The 18,715-nt window shown below is 40.9% G+C and carries 12 protein-coding genes; 4 read left to right on the forward strand and 8 right to left on the reverse strand.

What is annotated here, in order from left to right; genetic code table 11:
* Positions 1–167: 167 nt before the first annotated feature.
* The 4 genes from DYC50_RS09435 to prlC form a co-directional block, all read right to left on the reverse strand.
* The gene (locus DYC50_RS09435; RefSeq protein ID WP_115249960.1) at positions 168–1,586 is read right to left on the reverse strand and encodes a surface lipoprotein assembly modifier; all 1,419 of its coding nucleotides are present in this window, start codon (positions 1,584–1,586) and stop codon (positions 168–170) included.
* Between the two features lie 56 nt (positions 1,587–1,642).
* A complete protein-coding gene (locus DYC50_RS09440) occupies positions 1,643–4,195 on the reverse strand; it encodes a TonB-dependent hemoglobin/transferrin/lactoferrin family receptor (protein ID WP_172459082.1) in 2,553 nt (850 codons plus the stop codon).
* Between the two features lie 12 nt (positions 4,196–4,207).
* Positions 4,208–6,004: a transferrin-binding protein-like solute binding protein gene (locus DYC50_RS09445; RefSeq protein WP_115249962.1), complete on the reverse strand. Its 1,797-nt coding sequence runs from the start codon at positions 6,002–6,004 to the stop codon at positions 4,208–4,210.
* A gap of 187 nt (positions 6,005–6,191) precedes the next feature.
* Positions 6,192–8,234 carry an oligopeptidase A gene (prlC, locus tag DYC50_RS09450; RefSeq protein ID WP_115249963.1) on the reverse strand — a complete coding sequence of 681 codons (2,043 nt, stop codon included), beginning with the start codon at positions 8,232–8,234 and terminating at the stop codon, positions 6,192–6,194.
* Positions 8,235–8,357: 123 nt separating this feature from the next.
* On the opposite strand from prlC, the gene DYC50_RS09455 reads away from it, so the two are divergent.
* Complete coding sequence (locus DYC50_RS09455; RefSeq protein ID WP_103855603.1) at positions 8,358–8,720, forward strand: YbaN family protein; 363 nt, start codon at positions 8,358–8,360, stop codon at positions 8,718–8,720.
* An 81-nt stretch (positions 8,721–8,801) separates the two neighbouring features.
* The gene (locus tag DYC50_RS09460) at positions 8,802–10,346 is read left to right on the forward strand and encodes a peptide ABC transporter substrate-binding protein (RefSeq protein WP_115250200.1); all 1,545 of its coding nucleotides are present in this window, start codon (positions 8,802–8,804) and stop codon (positions 10,344–10,346) included.
* A 296-nt stretch (positions 10,347–10,642) separates the two neighbouring features.
* On the opposite strand, the gene mrcB is transcribed toward DYC50_RS09460, so the two are convergent.
* Genes mrcB through erpA form a run of 3 tightly spaced genes read right to left on the reverse strand, consistent with a single transcriptional unit; the run spans position 10,643 to position 13,769 of the window.
* Entirely contained in the window at positions 10,643–13,021 is a 2,379-nt protein-coding gene (gene mrcB / locus DYC50_RS09465; protein ID WP_115249964.1) for a penicillin-binding protein 1B, read from the reverse strand.
* 33 nt (positions 13,022–13,054) lie between these two features.
* The gene (locus tag DYC50_RS09470; RefSeq protein ID WP_103854092.1) at positions 13,055–13,414 is read right to left on the reverse strand and encodes a YacL family protein; all 360 of its coding nucleotides are present in this window, start codon (positions 13,412–13,414) and stop codon (positions 13,055–13,057) included.
* 13 nt (positions 13,415–13,427) lie between these two features.
* The gene (erpA, locus tag DYC50_RS09475) at positions 13,428–13,769 is read right to left on the reverse strand and encodes an iron-sulfur cluster insertion protein ErpA (protein WP_103854093.1); all 342 of its coding nucleotides are present in this window, start codon (positions 13,767–13,769) and stop codon (positions 13,428–13,430) included.
* Positions 13,770–13,907: 138 nt separating this feature from the next.
* On the opposite strand from erpA, the gene map reads away from it, so the two are divergent.
* On the forward strand, positions 13,908–14,711 hold the full coding sequence (gene map, locus DYC50_RS09480; protein WP_103854094.1) for a type I methionyl aminopeptidase: 804 nt from the start codon (positions 13,908–13,910) through the stop codon (positions 14,709–14,711).
* Positions 14,712–14,791: 80 nt separating this feature from the next.
* Here the strand turns inward: map and DYC50_RS09485 are convergent, their stop codons facing one another.
* The gene (locus tag DYC50_RS09485; protein ID WP_172459061.1) at positions 14,792–15,739 is read right to left on the reverse strand and encodes an IS110 family transposase; all 948 of its coding nucleotides are present in this window, start codon (positions 15,737–15,739) and stop codon (positions 14,792–14,794) included.
* A gap of 309 nt (positions 15,740–16,048) precedes the next feature.
* Between DYC50_RS09485 and glnD the strand changes: the two genes are divergently transcribed.
* Complete coding sequence (glnD, locus tag DYC50_RS09490; protein ID WP_115249966.1) at positions 16,049–18,649, forward strand: bifunctional uridylyltransferase/uridylyl-removing protein GlnD; 2,601 nt, start codon at positions 16,049–16,051, stop codon at positions 18,647–18,649.
* Positions 18,650–18,715: the final 66 nt, after the last annotated feature.

An 18,715-nucleotide genomic window follows, 5' to 3' on the forward strand; every position in this document is an offset into this window, starting at 1 on the left:
CTAAAATGTAGGAAAAAACAACCGCACTTTTATACTTTTACATTGAATATAAATTTTACTTATTTAGGAGAGCATAGGCCTAAATTTCTAGCTCAAATGCTCTCCTTTGGGATTTTTAGTATCTTAGTTAACGCTAAGACTCATAGAAACTATGAGGAGAATTCACATTAAAATATTTTTTGTATTTCAAATGTGATGCTATGTTTGTGATAAGGAATATTTAAGCTGTTACTGTTTACACGTTGATAGTTATAACCTAATGTTGGCATTATCCCCATAAATTGAATATGGGGGGACCAGATTGATGCTGAAAATTGTGTTTCGCGATCCTGCCGTTTGGCGTTACCACTTAATCCCCAGTAGAATGGTGCTTTGTAGTTTTTCTGTTCGCGGGCAAGGCGTAAACGAGCGCCAATATTTTGGTTTTGATAGCCTAAATTGATATTTGCTCGATATTTTATATATCGATCTTGTGGATAATCGGTGGCATATTTTTTACCTATCTCAGCAGAGATGCCAGCATACCATTTTGAGTTAATTGTCCAAGTGCCACTCAACGATAGATTTTGTGTATAGTTTGTGAGATGTTTATATTGTTTCTGCCGATACCGTTCAGTTGCATAATTAAATGCAATTTTACTGCGAAAATTGTTCGTCCATTGATATTGCCAGCTGGTTGTTATACCAAAATGATTAGTGTAAGGCTTTTCGGCAAAAATGCGTAGTCCTGTATAAGGCTCTAGTGTAAATTGATGATGATAATTGGCATAGCCGAAAGGAATCGTTATTCGCCCATAAAAATCATTGTATTGGTGATAAGTGCGGTATATTTTGCCGATAAAATCAGTTTGCCATTGAGTATAAAAACCATTTGGCATAAAAAAAGTTTTTTGATTGCCAAATTGATAGCTTAACCCTTTATCTGCAAGGGGCTTTTCGAATGAAAATGAGCCAACTTTTGCTTTATCTGGTGCATTATTAATATTCTTATCATTGAGAAATTCGATTCTAAGATAGTATTTCCATTCTTTACGAGATTGGAGATATTGATCTATTTTCTCTAGTTGAAGACGGAATGGTAGAGAGGGTGTTGATAGATGCTGCTGAACAAGTTTTGAGGCCAGCCAGATTTGTTGATCTAGCAGTAGGCTGTCAATATGATGAAAAATGGCTTTTTCTGAATTAGGCTGGAGTTTTTCTACTTTTGTAAATTGGTTTATGGCTAAGGGATATTGCTGTGTTGATTTTGCTATTAACCCTTTTGCATAAGCGATGATAATTGGGCTTGGGTTAGCACTTGTTTCATAGATAGGAAGAATTTTTGTCAGTAGTGGAATATGTTCTTGCTGAACTGCAATGTTTATTACTCTTTGTAGCAATTCTGGCGCATAACGCAATTGCTCTGCCTTAATTTTACGGGGTTCTGAAGAGGATTTTGGGGTGTCTTGCCAATAAGAGGAAGAATGATGAATATTGATAGCCTCGTAATTTAATTCAGGGGCTTCTTTTATGGCCATATCTTGTGGTAAAGCCCATATTTTACTCGATAGAGTAAGGGGAAGAGTTAGGAATATTATTTTTTTCATTGCTCATTACTCAATAAAATGCAGTATGCCTATGGCATACCGCATTTAATCACTTATTAAAATTTAATTTCTAGTCCTGCAAAAAAGTTACGTCCAGGGGCGGCTACGACAGAGTAGTTTGGGGTATCTAAATTAGTTTCTAAACTGCCATTCCATACTGTTTGTCGAGCAGACTCCCAAGTCACATAGCGATAATTAAATAAATTGTAGATACCAGCTCGGAATGTCATATATTTATTAAATTGATAATGTCCTGTGAGATCCGCAATAATCCAAGATTTTGTTTTAATATGAGAACGGCTTTCTTCTATCACGCCTAACGGTGAGCTATCTTGAGCCACAAGCTCCCCACTATCTTTTCCTTTCGAATAGGTTGTAACGAAGTTGAGTCCCCATTTTTCTTCTGGTGAGAGGTAGGATAGTCCATATACCAATCGTAGCGGTTGAAGAGAATCAAGGGAGTATGCTCTTCCTTCATATTTTTCAGGCATTTTAGCTGGCCCGCCAATTTGCTGTGTTTTACTGATTTTAGCAAATAGATTAAGCCCTTCAGGGAAACGCGCCCATAAACTATAGAGATCTAAATTCGCGCTAATATCATAGCCACGCACTTTGATATCTTGTGTATTGTAATAGAATAAATCGCCTCGCCCTTGTCCCGTAGGTTGTTTTAAAGAAGCGAGTGCAATCATATTTTTATAAGTTGCCCAGAAATAGCTACTTTTTAGACGTAATGCTTTGTATTCAAATTCAGCGCCTATTTCTTGGTTGCGAGAGTACTCTTTATCTAATTTTCCTTGGACTGAATGACCGTTAGCATTAAGCGTTGGCCCTAATTGTTCGTAAACAGAAGGCACTCTAAATCCACTACTATTGCGATAAGTGAAGGCTAATGGCTCGATAATTTGGTATTTGACACCAAAATCCCAAGAGAGGTTTTGATATTTACTTTGCTTGAATTGAATAGAACGTTGTTGCTCCTCAAGGGTTGGGTTACCTTTAAATTGATAGTGATCATAACGTAATGCACTAGAGATAAACCATTTTTCCCCTAGTGTGATGGAATCGCTGATACCAATAAAATAATGGCGACTTTTTATTGGGGTAATTGGGTGAAAATCACTATGCTGATTACTATCAAGTTCAATAGGCCCTGAGGCGACACGCTTATAAATGATATCGCTAAAGCGATCATAATCATAAAAATGATGTTTACTAAATATAGATCCGAGAACAACGCGGGTATCATGTCCTGCTTCTCCCCATTCCCAGAGCTTATTTAAATTGAGATCTAAACGATAGTCTGTTTGTTTGCTATTAACGATATGATGCCAAGATTTTTGCCCATCTTCAGTTGCCCAGCAATTCGCATCGACTGAAGGCCACTTAGCACAATTTAGACGTTTCACTTCTGATTGCATAATCAGATCACGCTTATCAAAACGAACCACCGCAGAGTTTAGCCAAGAGGCTTCATCTTTTGCATCAAAGTGGTACTCTAATCCAATTCTATTATTTTGATGTGTATCAAAATAAAATTGTGAAGGGGTATATTGAATCCGTTTTGTTGATATTTCATCATAGAAAGGGGATTCAGAGTAGAGTACGCCATTAATCAGATGCTTCTCTCGACCATTATAATAGTTTGGGCGCTGCATTTCGCGCATTTTATATTGTTGTTTAGTCCGATTTATTACGATACCTAAGTAATGTTGTGGGGTAAAATGCCAGCCAAATTTACTGAGTAATGAATCACTTTCATAATCGAGTGGATTCGGGATGCGGCGACGTACTCCACTAACTTCTTCCATACTCACCCAACGTCCTTTTTTATTCATAATAGGATCGACAGGATCGGCGTAATTAGCAATGAAAAGGCTTCCTTTATAAAGATCTTTATGAGCTTGAACTTCATGACCATTACGATGAGAATATTGCACAAATCCATCGAATTTCCCAGCTCGGAAAGCGAGTCCACCACTGTATAATTTACGCTTATCTTTAGAGGTATAGTCGGCTTTAAAACGGCCACCTATGGATTGATCGGGCTGTAAAAAATCATCAACATTTTTTGTTTCCATTGATACCGCACCGCCTAATGCGCCACTACCCGATTCTGCAGATGATGCCCCTTTTCGCAGATCAAGAAGTCGAAGATCTTCATATTCAACATCATTTTTTGAAGAGGCTGATAACATTGAAAATGTACCGCTCGCATCATGTCTTTTTAAGGTTGATGAAGCACCTAATCCATCTAGATCAATGGCTACGCGATCTTGGTCAACACCGCGTATAGAGAATCCCCGCGTTGTTCCTCGTCCTCCTGCTTCGGTAATGGAGATGCCGGGATCGTAGCGGGTGATATCGCGAATGTTTTCTATTTGCTCATTTTGTATTTGAGCCTGATTCTTGCGTACCTCTCCTAAGCCTGAAACGTTTTGTTTCTGTTTTTCAAATTTTTCTTTAACATAAATTGTCTCTAGTGTTGTGGAATCAGGCTCTTCTAAAACATTTTGTTGATTATTAGCTTGAGCATAAAGTGCGGTACAAAAAAGACAAAAAACGAGATTTATTCTGTTTATTAGAAAAATAGTGTTATTTGCTGACATTGTCATTTCCTTTTATTGTTGAATTTGTTTCCCACCAAAAACGGCACCGAAAGTTTTGTCTTCTTTGATTACAGTTCCCCCAATTTCATTGGCGTTTGTACCGTAAAAATGACCAACGACATTTGCTTCACCAGTAATAACAGAACCAGATCCCGTAGTATTACCATCGTGTACGGCGAGATTTGCTTTTCCAGTAAAGCCATTGTCTGTTATAGCGAGGTTTTCAAATTTTACGGCTGGCGTTTCGCCATTATTTTTCAATTCGCCCGATACTTGGCGAGTAGCAAAATTTGCTGTAAATTCGGCATCTTGATAACGTCTTGATACATTAGTAGCTTGACCTTTACCAAATCCATACCAATGCCCGAGGTATTTTACTTCACCAGTTGAAGGAATTTCAGAAATAGGCGTAACATAGCCTTGTACAAATAGATTACCTCTCTTATCAGTTTGATTATCTACTTGTTTTATTTCGTGGTTTTCAATGCCAAAACGTAAAAAGCTAAAATTTCCGCAGCATATATTGTCTGTTTTAGTGGTATCTAAATTAACCAAAATGCCATCAATTTGAAGCGTATTAATATCGCCAGAAAAATTTTGCGATTGTGGTTTATTTTCAGCAAAGGTGCTTCTATCTCCTTCATTAGTGAAAGAGAGGGTTTGAGCATTTAGACGCTTACCGTCAGTTTCAACCCCTTCTTCTGAATTTTGCTTGGCCGCAAAAACGCCAGCGAAATGATTGTTTTCTGACCATACTCGTCCCGCTAATTGTTCTGCCTTTTTACCTGCAAAGGAGCCTAATACTTTTGCGTTTTCGGGTAATGGGGGATTGCTATTTCCTTCATTAACAAAGAGGGTGGTCTGACTATTTTTTGTAGCATTACCACGGAAACCATTTTCTGTAATTGTTGCATTAATATCATAAACAATTCGTTTATTATTTTTATCAATGGCATCAAGTTGTCCGCTTACTGTTTTACTTGAAAAGTCAACAGTAAAAACAGCTTTGTTTTGTTTTGATGTTCCTCCAGCTTGCTGGCCAGTTTCGTGGTATGAACCACTACCACTACTTTTTTCTGGGGTATAGGTTGCATATTCCCAAACACCGTTATAAGTTACTTTTCCTTTCACCGGCATATCCATTGTTTTTTCGCGAATGGCATAAAAAATATTGTTATAGCTTTGCCCTCTAGGAAGAACGGTTTTGGGATCTTGTTCAATTAATTCAATAAAACCGACTTTTGCATCACCATACTCTGTAATTTTGAGATAAATGTAATTAACACGATCTTCTGTAGAATAAAAAACCAAGGTTGTGCCTTTCTCTTTGTCCTCTATAGGAAAGACTTGTGAAATATCTTTCACCGCTCTTTTCCATACTTTTTTGCCATTTTCATCAATAACTTGAATAGACTCTGAATGGGCTTGATGATCTTGAGTGAGAGGATAATCCCCTTTAAATAATAGAACATCATAATCTGCTGGATTAAGGTTAGTGCGTGTATCGCTAATGATGCGTTTTTGGGTTTTTACATATTCATAATCACTATTCATTACAAAAACATCTCCTCCTCCGCCAGCTCCCCAAGGGGTTGTGGCTACCCAAGCCATTTCACTTAGATCCTCTGGTGCAGGAGATTCTAGTTTTTTGCCGTTATTTTCATTGACATAACTAGGTTTAGCAGGCTGATTATCAGTAATAACATTAGGTGGGTTAGCATTCTCCACTTCAAATCCACCGCCGCCAGAAGCACAGCTTATGCAGAATAATGAACTGAGCGTGCATAGAATAGTTTTCTTCATTTCCATAAAACATCTCCTTATTAGTAATAATTCTCATTAATATTATTATAAATAAGAATTATTATCAAAAAATATTTTAAGAATGAGGAAGATTCTATGAAATGCTATTTCAATAATGCTTAGTGGTGATATTTATAGATATGATGAATGAGGTGCATAGATCTTAGCTATGCACCCTGAGGAGAAGTGAATGCTATTGAGTTGAAATTCCCTTATGTTTTAACAAGGCATCTAATTGTGGTTCTCTGCCGCGGAAGCGTTTGAATAATGCCATTGGCTCTTCTGAACCGCCACGGGTGAGAATTTCATCAAGGAAAGATTGCCCGGTTACGGGGTTGAAAATGCCTTCTTCTTCAAAACGTGAGAACGCATCTGCCGATAGCACTTCCGCCCATAAATAGCTGTAATAGCCTGCTGCATAACCGCCAGCAAAAATATGGCTAAAGCTATGCGGATTTCTTGCCCAATCCACACCTTTAATTACCGCCACATCTTCTTTCACTTGTTTTAAGGTGTCTAAAATTTGATTTGGTTGGTTCGCATCAAAATAATGGTGCAAACGGAAATCAAATAGCCCAAATTCAAGCTGACGTAACACGAACATTGCTGCTTGGAAGTTTTTCGCTTTAAGCAACTGTTGCAATTTTTCTTTTGGTAGCGGTTCGCCAGTTTCATAATGCCCTGAAATAAAGGCAAGCGCATCTTCTTCCCAGCACCAGTTTTCTAAGAATTGGCTTGGTAATTCCACTGCGTCCCAAGGCACGCCATTAATGCCCGCCACATCTGCGACATCAATTTGTGTGAGCATATGATGAATGCCGTGTCCAAATTCGTGGAATAAGGTGGTAACTTCATCGTGAGTGAAGAGCGCAGGTTTATCACCCACTGGTGCGTTAAAGTTACAAGTGAGATAAGCCACTGGCTGTTGAATTGTGCCATCGGCTTTACGGCGGCGGCCAACACAATCGTCCATCCACGCACCGCCACGTTTATTTTCACGAGCGTATAAGTCTAAATAAAAACTACCGCGCACTTGATCTTGACTATCAATCAAATCAAAGAAACGCACATCTTTATGCCAAGTATCCACATCAAAACGTTCCACGGCGCGAATATTAAATAGGCGCTTAATTAGCTCAAATAAGCCTGAAAGTACGCGATCTTCGGGGAAATAAGGGCGAAGTTCTTCATCATTTATGGCGTATAAATGTTGTTTTTGTTTTTCGCTATAAAATGCAATATCCCAAGGCTCAAGTGCGGTAATATTAAAGTGCGTTTTACAAAACGCTTCTAATTCCGCTAATTCTTGTTGTCCTTGTGCTTTGGAACGGCTTGCCAAATTATCGAGAAAATCCAACACTTGTTGCGGATTTTCAGCCATTTTAGTGGCAAGGGAAAGCTCGGTGTAATGCTCAAAATCAAGCAATTTCGCCAATTCAACGCGCAAGGTTAAGATCTCTTGCATTATGGCAGAATTATCCCATTTCCCTGCATTCGGGCCTTGTTCTGAAGCACGAGTCACAAAAGCACGATACATTTCTTCTCGCAAATCGCGATTTTCGCAATACGTCATCACCGGCAAATAGCTTGGAAACTCAAGGGTGACGCGATAACCTTCTAGCCCTTTGCTTTCTGCAGATTGTTTTGCCGCTTGCAAGGCACTTTCTGGCAAGCCTGCCAATTCATTTTTATCCGTGATCACCTTATCCCAGCCCATTGTGGCATCTAGCACATTATTGCTAAATTGTGAGCTTAATTCAGATAAACGCGCCACGATTTCACCATAGCGTTTTTGTTTTTCGGCTGGCAAAGAAATGCCAGACAATTTGAAATCGCGCAATGCATTATCAATGGCTTTCTTCTGTGCCACGCTGTAAGTTTCATATTCTGGGCTATTTTTTAGCTGTAAATAGGCTTGGTATAAGCCTTCGTGTTGCCCTAACCAAGTGCTATATTCAGAAAGCAATGGCAAGCAAGCTTGATAGGCTTCACGCAATTCAGGGCTATTTTTCACCGCATTTAAGTGGCTCACAGGCGACCAGGCTTTGCTTAAGCGATCGCCACTTTCGGTAAGCGGTTCAATAAAATTCTGCCAAGTTAAGTGCGGTTGTTTTAAAACCTGTTCTACAGTATCTCGATTTTCTTGAATTAATTGACTAATTGCAGGTTGAATGTGTTCAGGTTTAATTTGCGAAAACTGCGGTAAGAGAGTTTCGCTTAACAATGGATTTGACATAAAAGCTCCTTGCTTTTAAAAGAAAGTATTAAGCTAACAAATAAGGCAAGATTTTATAATATCAAGGTTGAGAAATCTAAAAAAATATGGATAATTGAGAATAATTTTTATTTGGAAAGAAAAATGAAAGCAATTTACATCATTTTAGGATTTATTTCACTGGCCCTTGGCATTATTGGCGCATTTTTGCCCCTGCTGCCGACCACGCCTTTTTTGTTGCTCACCGTGTTTTGCTTTGCGCAAGGCTCTGAACGTTTGCATAACTGGATTATTCAAACGGAGCTGTACAAAAAACATCTGCAATCTTTTAGCGAACAACGGGCTTTAACCTTAAAAACTAAAATCCGCATTCTTATTTTATCCACCACAATGCTGGCGATCGGCTTTTATTTCACGCCGACAATGTTTGGCAAAGCGGCGATTTTGCTTGGCTTGCTGATTCATTATTGGGTGTTCTTCTTTTGGATTAAAACCCTGAAAGAATAATGCGCGCGAACGGAAAGAATAATTGGTAATCAAGGGGCGTTTTTGTATAATGCCCCTATTTTTACATCAGCCTTTAAGCCAATGTCATCATTTAAACTTCCTAGTATTTTGCCAAGTGCGGTGCTTTTTTGCGCAATTTTTTCCTTAACCAGTTGCGATCAGCCAAAACAGGTTACGATCCCTAATTCCGCACCAACACAAACACCTACCACTGAGCCTGAAGTGCGTATTCCCCACTTAGTGCGCGGTGTTTATGGCGATTTAGTGATCTCTCCAGAAAAATTGCAAAATGATGAACAAGCAAATTTTTTGCGTGATATTTTAGAAGGCTTGGTGATTTACGATCCGCACGGCAATGTGATCCCTGCCGTTGCACAGAGCTGGCAAACGAAAGATAACAAGGTTTGGACATTCACCTTGCGTGAATCGGCAAAATGGTCAAATGGCTTGCCTGTAACAGCCGATGATTTCGTGCAAAGCTGGCGAAAATTAGCCACCTCAAACAGTCCGCTAAAAGAATACTTAGCCTTTATCAATCTTCAACAGGCCGCGGAAGTTCTGCAAGGTAAAGCCGATGTGGAACAGCTCGGCATACAAGCCTTATCCCCACAACAATTACAAATCCGCTTAGAAAAAGCCACGCCCCATTTGCCTGCAATGTTGGCGCACCCTGCCTTATTACCGCAGTATTTTGGCGAACAGCAAGGCTTTGTGAGCAATGGTGCGTATTATGTGAAAAATCAGCAAGGTGATGAAATTCATCTAGCGCAAAATCCTTACTATTGGCAAGCTGAGAAGGTCGCCTTTTCCTTGGTTGATTATAAAAAACTCACGCCAAACCAAGACTTAACGGGCATTGATATTGTTGCTAATCCCAAACAAAGCAATGTGCAAGCCACCTATTTGCCAAAACTTTGTACTTATTACTACGAATTTAATTTTAACGATCCAAGGCTAGCCAAAAGTGCGGTGCGAAAATCCTTAGTTTTTCTCGCTTCTGCACGAAATTTAGTGCGTGGCGAACAGCAGGCGCGTCTTGCTAGCAATCATTTTCTGCCCCAATCAATGCAAGGCGAACCTGAAAATGCGTGGTCGCCTGTGTTAGTGGAACAGCTTTTACAGCAAAATGGTATCACTGAAAAATCCCCACTGGTGTTGCGTTTAACCTTTGATCAAGAGGGATTTAATCACACCATTGGACAACGTTTAGTGCAAATGTGGTCGCAATCAGATCTCATTCATATTCAGGCTGATCCCGTGCCTTGGCAAACCTTGCTAGAAAAACGTGCCAAAGGGGATTTCCAAATTATTCGCTCAGGCTGGTGCGCCGATTACAACGATCCTTCTGCATTTTTGATGAATTTTTATTCCAAAAGCCCAGACAATAAATCCGCTTATCACAATGAAAAAGTGGACGCACTGCTAGAGCAAAGTTTACAACCAATTTCTACGCAAAAACGCACCGCACTTTATCAACAAGTTAGCCAATTATTACAGCAAGATAATGTGGTTTTGCCCGTTTTTCAGTACACAACCCCAATTTATCTTAGCCCCAACTTACAAGGCATTGATAAACAAAATCCGACTAATGTGATTTATAGTAAAGATGTGAAACAAGAAAATTAAGACATTGAAAAATGCCTTGAATAGACTTACAATACAAGAAAGAGGCGAGCAATTCGCCCGCCTCTTGGTTGGTTGTCTATCTTGCGATAGTGGTATCTGCGGTCAGCAGCAGAATGATCAATAGGATTAAAATTAACCTATATAACCTCACGCATAATCACCTCCTTAGATTAGTCAAATTTAGGAGGATGTAGCTAACCCGAGTGCCAGTCGGGTTTGCTACAACACCCGACCAACCGTTAAGAAGTATATCAAAAAAACCGCCTTTCGGCGGTTTTTTATTGCTTAGCTAATACTTAATTGGCTGGTACTGCCTCTTCCACTGGAGCGGGCTGAGAGCCTGAGGTTGAGGGTTTTAACACGTCCCATAGGCTTTGTCGTTTCGGTTCTGGAGCGACTTCTCTTGGTGCGGAGCAGAAAGATTGGTTACGCTCTGCCCACACTGGGATTTGCCGTGCGCTGCTGCAATCCCAACCGCCATAGCTATTAATGCCGACCCATTTAATGCCAGCTGGGGTTGATGGGCGTAAGGTTTTCGCTTGCGTGCGTTGAAGATAGTTTTTATACACCTGCAATGCACCTGTTGCGCCTGTTAATCGCGTTTCGCCATTATCATCACGGCCAAGCCAAACGGTGGCAACATTTTCACCGTCAATCCCCACAAACCAAGTATCGCGCGCAGAGTTTGTCGTCCCTGTTTTACCCGCTAGACGTAAATGAGCAAATTGATTTTGCAAACTGCGCGCCGTACCGCGTTCTACGGTTTGTTGCATTGCAAAAAGGGTTTCATAAGCGGCTTGCGCTGGCACAACTTGTTCTGGTTGCATTGGGCGCTGATAAATAAGTTCCCCTTGCTGATTCGTAATGCTATCAATGGTGGCAAGAGGAATATTTGCCCCTTGGTTTGCAATAGTTTGGAACAATTTCGTTACTTCATAAGGAGAGATCGAATAAGATCCCAACAACATCGCTGGCACTTTTGGAATTTTCACTTTATCCCAGCCCATCGCTTTTTGGGTTTCAATCACTTTGCTTAAGCCCACTTTCATTCCGATATTCACCGTTGGAATGTTTAATGAGCGAGCGAGCGCGTCCATTAACATCACCGAGCCACTATAACGGCGATCGTAGTTGCGTGGCTGCCAAGGCGGGCTGCCTTTGGTGCGAATAGTAATCGGCTGATTTTGAATTGGCGTATTTAAACGAAATTCGCTCGGTTCAGTAAGTGCGGTCAAATAAATTGAAGGTTTTACTAATGAGCCAATTTGTCGTCTGGCATTTAACGCTCGGTTAAAGCCTGCATAGTTGGTTTGCAGACCGCCCACAATGGCTTTGATTTCACCATTGCGATAATCCGCCACGATCATTGCGGATTCTAAATAAGGATTTTTATATTTTAACTGTAATTCAGAAACCGCATTAATCACCGCTTGTTCTGCATAGTGCTGCTGTTTAATATCCAAGGTAGAAAAAATGCGTGTGCCAGATAAACTGCTCGCCCGATTTTCGCCTAACTGCTGACGAAGTTCTGCCTGTAAGGTTTGAATAAAGGCTGGATATTTACGGTTAATTTGCCCACGTTTTTGCACGCCAAGAGGGCGTTTGCTCAACATATCGTAAAGTTCTTGCCCAATCACTTTGTGTTCAAGCAATAAACGCAACACCACATTACGGCGTTCAAGGGCATTTTCAGGATTACGCCAAGGATTATACAGCGAAGGGCCTTTCACCATTCCCACCAATAAGGCAATTTGATCCAAATTAATTTCACGAATTGAGCGACCAAAATAAAAATGGCTCGCTAATTCAAAACCGTGAATTTGCGTGTTGCCGTTTTGCCCGAGATAAATTTCGTTGAGATAGGTTTCTAAAATGCGGTTTTTGTCATAACGCCAATCTAAAATCAACGCCATCAAGGCTTCGTTGATTTTTCTTGTAAAGGTGCGTTCGTTAGAAAGGAAAAGATTTTTAACCAACTGCTGCGTTAAGGTACTTCCGCCCTGCACGCGATGACCTGCCTGAAAATTTGCCACCATCGCCCTTGCAATGCCTAAAGGGCTTATGCCTTCGTGTTCGTAAAAGCGGCGATCTTCGGTTAAAAGTAAGGTATCAATCAATAATCTTGGGTAATTTTGCAAAGAAAGGGTTAAGCGCTCTTCTTTTTCTGATTGCAACATTGCGATTAATTTTGGCGCGAGCGGAAATTCATCAATGGCTTTCACATTCACCAAATCTTCGATCACCGCTAATTTATTGTCTTTAAAGCGTAAGCGAAAAACACGCTGCGCTTCAGGTTGAACAGGAAATGGAAAAGCGCCACGCAACAAAACAATGGTGTTGTCTTCAATTTTGAAATCCCCTGGTGCAGCCACCATTGTGGTTTGGCGATAATCATTTTCGAGCAGGCGTTGCTTCACTTGTTCAAGGCTAAGATCATCGCTTAAACGAATGGATTCAATACGGCTATACACTTCCGCTGGCAGCTGCCAGATTTGTCCGTCCATTTTGGAGCGAATTTGCCCGTCTAAATAAATGCCATAAAAAATGATGTAACACACCACGACAAACGCAACTTTTAGCAAAAAATTACGCAAACGCTTTTTACGTGAGGGCTTGCCCGTTTTATTTGTTTCAGCCGTTGGTTGTGTTTCTGGCGTTGAGTTACTTTCTGACATTGCTCTGTTATACCTAGTTATCTGGCCCGAACCTTAGCGGTTAAAGGATAAATAAGATTGTAAAAACTGCTCAAAATCTTCCAAACCACAAAAAGCTAAACTTTCTTCATCATAATAATGGAAATCTTGCTCAAGTTCTTGCTGTTCATCAATAGAAAGATTATTCGCGCGCACCATCACTTCATCTGCGCTGATAAATACACTGTATTCTGCACCGAGCAATTTAAAATCCTGCATTGGCGCTTGGCGTGCTTGATTGATAAGAGAAAGTGCGGTGGAAATTAGCTGAGAATTTGACCGCACTTCTGTATTAAGCCAATTTGCCAAGGCTTCGTGTCCCATTGAACACTTGGCTGAAATTTGTCCGCCTTGGGCAAAAAATTGATAATCCATTTTGCGAATTGGGTTAGATGCTGAAAGATGAACCGCAACCACAAGTGGTTGTGGCGTTAGGGTTATTTACCACAAAACGCGAGCCTTCCAGCCCTTCGGTATAATCCACCGTGCCGCCAATTAAATATTGCAAACTCATTGGATCAATCACTAACTGCACACCAGAATTCTCAATGGTGAGATCGCCCTCGTTTACTTTTTCATCAAAAGTAAAGCCATATTGGAAACCGCTACAACCGCCGCCTGTGATATAAACGCGTAATTTAAGCTCGCTATTTTCTTCTTCTGTGATCAAGGCTTTTACTTTATTAGCCGCCGCATCGGTAAAGGTTAAAGGGATTGCCATATCTGTCATCATTTATCTCGCTTCTATCCTTGTAAATTGTAAGTTGGCTATTATCTAATAACCAAGTAAACCATTCAAGAATTTATCAAGGATTTTTCCACGTAAAGGTGGTAAAATAGCGCACAAAATTTTTGTCAAGGAGAAGTTATGGCAATTCCAATTAGAACAGAACAAGAAATCGAAAAACTGCGCGAAGCCTGCAAATTGGCTTCAGACGTGTTAGTAATGATCGAACCCTATGTGAAAGCAGGCGTTACCACAGGGGAATTAGATCGCATTTGCCACGAGTATATGGTGGAACAACAAAAAGTAATCCCTGCTTGCTTAGGCTATCACGGCTTCCCGAAAGCCACTTGTATTTCCATTAACGAAGTAGTGTGCCACGGCATTCCAAGTGAAGGAAAACAGCTAAAAAACGGTGATATTGTGAACATTGATGTTACCGTGATCAAAGATGGCTACTACGGCGATAATTCCAAAATGTTTATCGTTGGCGAACCAAGCATTCGCAGCAAAAAATTAGTGGACGCCACCCAAGAAGCCCTATATATCGGTTTACGCACGGTCAAACCGGGGATTCGCTTAAGAGAAATCGGCAAAGCAATCCAAAAATATGCGGAATCGCAAGGCTTTAGCGTGGTGCGTGAATATTGCGGACACGGTATCGGCACAGAATTTCACAACGATCCACAAGTGCTACATTATGACGGTGATGACGGCGGTGTGATCCTGAAAGAAGGAATGGTGTTCACCATTGAACCGATGATCAACGCCGGCAAACGTGAAGTACGCCTAATGGGCGATGGTTGGACAGTAAAAACCAAAGATCGCAGCCATTCCGCACAATTTGAGCATCAAATTGTTGTTACCGCCGATGGCTGTGAAGTAATGACTATCCGCGAGGAAGAAGAAAAAGCAGGACGCATTCAGCGTTTTATGGTGAATGCGTAATTTCTCCTAACCCCTCTTTTTCAAAGAAGGAATTGGTAGCAACTGTATTCCGCTAAAAAGCAAAAATACAAATTCGTTAATTAAAGCGCGTGAGCGTCCCATTGCGAGCCATCGCGGACAATCGCATTTAAAATGGTTAGAAGCTTACGCATACAGGCGTTAATCGCCACTTTGAACGCCTTACCATTAGCGCGTAAGCGTTCGTAAAATTGTTTGAGTTTAGGCTCAAAACGCACGCAAACAAATGTGGCCATATACAGCGCATTTCGCACGGCTTTGCGACCACCTGAACAGCGGCTTTTCCATTTGGTGTTACCGCTTTCTTTCGGATGTGGCGCAACGCCAACAAGCGAAGCAATTTGTTTATGTGTATATTGACCTAACTCAGGCAACATTGACATCAAAACGGCTATCGTTTGTGTGCCTAACCCTTTGATGTCTTTAAACTTTTTTATTGTATCGTCAAAATGTTTGAGATGATGTTCGATTTCACTATCCAGCTCATCAATACGCAGACTGAGATAGTCGATATGCTGCTCAACACTGAGTCGTTGTGTGGAATGGACTTGTTCAAGGCGGTTTTTCTCCGCGGAACGCATTTCAACAAGCTGATTACGGCGTGAAACAAGGGCTTCAAGCTGTTCTTGCTCGGGAGTCGGTGGTATGTAAAGCTGTTGCGCTACATTATCACGCATTGCGAGCATCTGGGCGTAAAAAGCCAACATTTTGGCGTCTTTATTGTCGGTTTTTGCTAGTGACTGCGACATCGCAAACTGATTGGTTTGTCGCGGGTTGGCAATCACCACACGAAAGCCTGCGTGGTGGAGTGCTTTAGCTAATGGAAGTTCAAGCCCACCGGTGCTTTCAAGGACAATTAAGTCCACACTGAAACGACGTAAATACTCAATGGTATGCGCAATCCCTTTCGGGTTGTTGGTTTCGGTCTTTGTTCGTTTTTGGTTAGAAAGCCCAATGACGAAATGACGTTTAGCAACATCAATACCACAATAAGTTTGTTCATTCATCATTAACCTGCCTTGCATTCGGGTTTAAGTCTGGCAACTGTTCGGTTTTTTGGTGAAATGTTATCTGCTCTCATTGCTACAACTCGGTTTGTTGCCTGGGGCGTATGCGAGATGCAGATAACAGAGTTTTGTTGCTATTTTATATTAATTTTAATATACAAGGAGCGTATTGCATACGCCCCATAACCTCGAATAGGAAAATAAAAGGGCGTACGCAGTACGCCCCTACAATTTTGTTGAATTACCAATGCCATGTAGGGACAGACCTGTGTGTCTGCCTGAAGCTGAATAGCCCCAAAGGAACAAGTCCAAATGTTTACCTACTCGCCTACAATCCCACTCAGTATTCAATTCGTCAAACAGCAAAAAGATCAGCTGAAAAACCTTGAGCTTGCTGAGTTCCAGCAATCTTCCGTCTATCAATTACTGGAAAATCGTACAAAATTTTATGACGATTTATTGCAACATCTTTGGACGCATTTTAGACTGGATCAACATCAGGATCTTAGCCTGATTGCGGTGGGCGGTTATGGGCGTGGGGAAATGTTTCCTTTGTCGGATTTGGATTTTTTGATTTTAACAAAATCGCAGCCTAGCGAAGAAATTCAACAACAAATCCGTGAGTTTGTGCAATTTTTATGGGATTGCGGTTTTGAAGTGGGACATTCTGTTCGCACCTTGACTGAATGCGAACAAGCTGGGCGAGAAGATATTTCTATCGCCACTAATTTGCTTGAAAGTCGTTATTTATGCGGTAATGAACAATTATTTGAAAAACTCACCGCACTTTTAATGCAACCTGATTTTTGGCGTCTGGCGGATTTTTATCAAGCCAAAATCGCCGAAAAAAATGCGCGCTATCAACGCTACAACAATACCAGTTATAACCTTGAACCTGACATAAAATACAGTCCCGGCGGTTTGCGTGATCTGCATTTGTTGTATTGGCTTGCCTTGCGCCACACGGGGGCAAAAAACTTGCAAGATATTTTGCAAACTGGCTTTATTTATCCTGAAGAATACGATTTATTGCAAGAAAAACAACAGTTTCTGTTTAAAGTGCGGTTCGCTTTACATTTAATTTTAACGCGTTACGACAACCGATTGTTATTTGATCGCCAAGTGAAAGTGAGCGAATTGCTCGGCTATCAAGGGGAGGGCAATCAAGCAGTGGAAAAAATGATGAAAGCCTTTTTCCAAGCCTTACAAACCATTGCCACGCTCACTCACATTTTAACCAAGCATTATCGTGAACATTTTATCGATAAGCCAAGCCAGCAAACTTGTTTTCCGCTGGATCGCCATTTTTACCTTGCCAATAACGCTATTTGCTTAACGCAGAAAGACTGTTTTCAGCAACAGCCTGACAGTATGCTCGATTTGTTTTTCTATCTGACCCAATATCCAACGGCGGAAATTCATTCCAGCACGTTACGCCAATTAATCCGCACGATCGAAACATTTCACGGCTATTTAAGCGAAAATGTGCAAGGTAGAGCAAAATTTTTACGCTTATTTGAACAGCCTCATTGCGTACAACGGGCTTTTTTACCAATGCACCAATACGGCGTGTTACGCATCTATTTACCGCAATGGCAGCACATTGAGGGGCTGATGCAATTTGATTTATTTCATAGCTATACTGTTGACGAACATAGCTTGCGCGTAATGCAAAAATTAGAAAGTTTTACCCAGCCAGAAAGCCAAACCGCGCACCCGATTTGTTATGCCATTTTTGCCCGATTATCACAGCGCACTTTGCTTTATCTCGCTGGATTATTCCACGATATTGCCAAAGGTCGTGGTGGTGATCACGCTGAACTTGGCGCGCAAGATATGGCGGATTTTGCTCGGTTACACGGCTTTTCGAGCCAAGAGAGTGAATTAATGCAATGGCTTGTGGCGCAGCATTTATTGATGTCCGTTACGGCACAACGGCGCGATATTGACGATCCCAATATTGTCCTTGCCTTTGCCGAAGAAGTGAAAACCCAGCAACGCCTTGATTTGCTAACTTGTTTAACCGTGGCAGATATTTGTGCCACCAACGAAACCCTTTGGAATAGCTGGAAACGTTCTTTATTAACAAGACTTTATCAGTCCACCACGGCGCAATTTAATTTAGGAATGGCCAGCTTGTTGGATAATCAAGATAAAATCGTCCAGCATAAAAATCAGGCTTTGGCTTTATTGCAAAAAGCCCAGCCCGAGCTTGTGCAAGACGCGATTGAACAATTATGGCAGACTTTCCCACCAGATTATTTTTTACGCAACAATCCACAGCAAATTAGCTGGCATACTGGGCTAATCGCCGAAAGCCGCAAGCAAAGTGCGGGGCAAAATGTGGTAAAAATTAGTAATCGTTTTTCCTCAGGTGGCACGGAAGTGTTTATTCATTGTGAAGATCAAGCCAACCTGTTCCATAAAGTGGTGAGTACCATTGGCGCGAAATGTTTTAGTATTCACGATGCGCAAATTCTCACGGCGGAAGACGGTAAGGTGTTCGATAGTTTTATTGTAACTGAATTAGATGGTTCGCTTGCCAAATTTGATCGCCGCCGTGAGCTAGAACACGCCCTGCAAAAAGCCTTAAGCACAAACAAAATCGCCAAAGTCAGCACGATGAAAAATCATCTACTTAAGCCATTTCGGGTAAAAACCGAAGTGCGATTCTTGCATTTGGCCAAAACCACGCACACAGAAATAGAGCTATTCGCCTTGGATAAAGCGGGGCTTTTGGCAGAAATCAGCCAAATTTTCACCGCACTTCAGCTTAATATTCAAAATGCCAAAATCACCACCATTGGCGAAAAAGCAGAAGATTTCTTTATTTTAACTAATCGCGATGGCAAGGCGCTGTCGGAGCAAGAAAGACAACATTTAAGTGAAGAATTAATTAAAAATTTAAAATAATGGCTATATTTTAAACGAGTTTAGCCGTACAATTCGCACTTTATTTTATTTTTATCAAAGGAAACA

The sequence above is a fragment of the Avibacterium avium genome, from assembly GCF_900454535.1.
In the GTDB taxonomy this organism is placed as follows: domain Bacteria; phylum Pseudomonadota; class Gammaproteobacteria; order Enterobacterales; family Pasteurellaceae; genus Avibacterium; species Avibacterium avium.

Coding starts and splice junctions, on each gene's coding strand:
- DYC50_RS09435 (WP_115249960.1), bottom strand. CDS start 1,586: ATGAAAAAAATAATATTCCTAACTCTTCCCCTTACTCTATCGAGTAAA.
- DYC50_RS09440 (WP_172459082.1), bottom strand. CDS start 4,195: ATGTCAGCAAATAACACTATTTTTCTAATAAACAGAATAAATCTCGTT.
- DYC50_RS09445 (WP_115249962.1), bottom strand. CDS start 6,004: ATGGAAATGAAGAAAACTATTCTATGCACGCTCAGTTCATTATTCTGC.
- prlC (WP_115249963.1), bottom strand. CDS start 8,234: ATGTCAAATCCATTGTTAAGCGAAACTCTCTTACCGCAGTTTTCGCAA.
- DYC50_RS09455 (WP_103855603.1), top strand. CDS start 8,358: ATGAAAGCAATTTACATCATTTTAGGATTTATTTCACTGGCCCTTGGC.
- DYC50_RS09460 (WP_115250200.1), top strand. CDS start 8,802: ATGTCATCATTTAAACTTCCTAGTATTTTGCCAAGTGCGGTGCTTTTT.
- mrcB (WP_115249964.1), bottom strand. CDS start 13,021: ATGTCAGAAAGTAACTCAACGCCAGAAACACAACCAACGGCTGAAACA.
- DYC50_RS09470 (WP_103854092.1), bottom strand. CDS start 13,414: ATGGATTATCAATTTTTTGCCCAAGGCGGACAAATTTCAGCCAAGTGT.
- erpA (WP_103854093.1), bottom strand. CDS start 13,769: ATGACAGATATGGCAATCCCTTTAACCTTTACCGATGCGGCGGCTAAT.
- map (WP_103854094.1), top strand. CDS start 13,908: ATGGCAATTCCAATTAGAACAGAACAAGAAATCGAAAAACTGCGCGAA.
- DYC50_RS09485 (WP_172459061.1), bottom strand. CDS start 15,739: ATGATGAATGAACAAACTTATTGTGGTATTGATGTTGCTAAACGTCAT.
- glnD (WP_115249966.1), top strand. CDS start 16,049: ATGTTTACCTACTCGCCTACAATCCCACTCAGTATTCAATTCGTCAAA.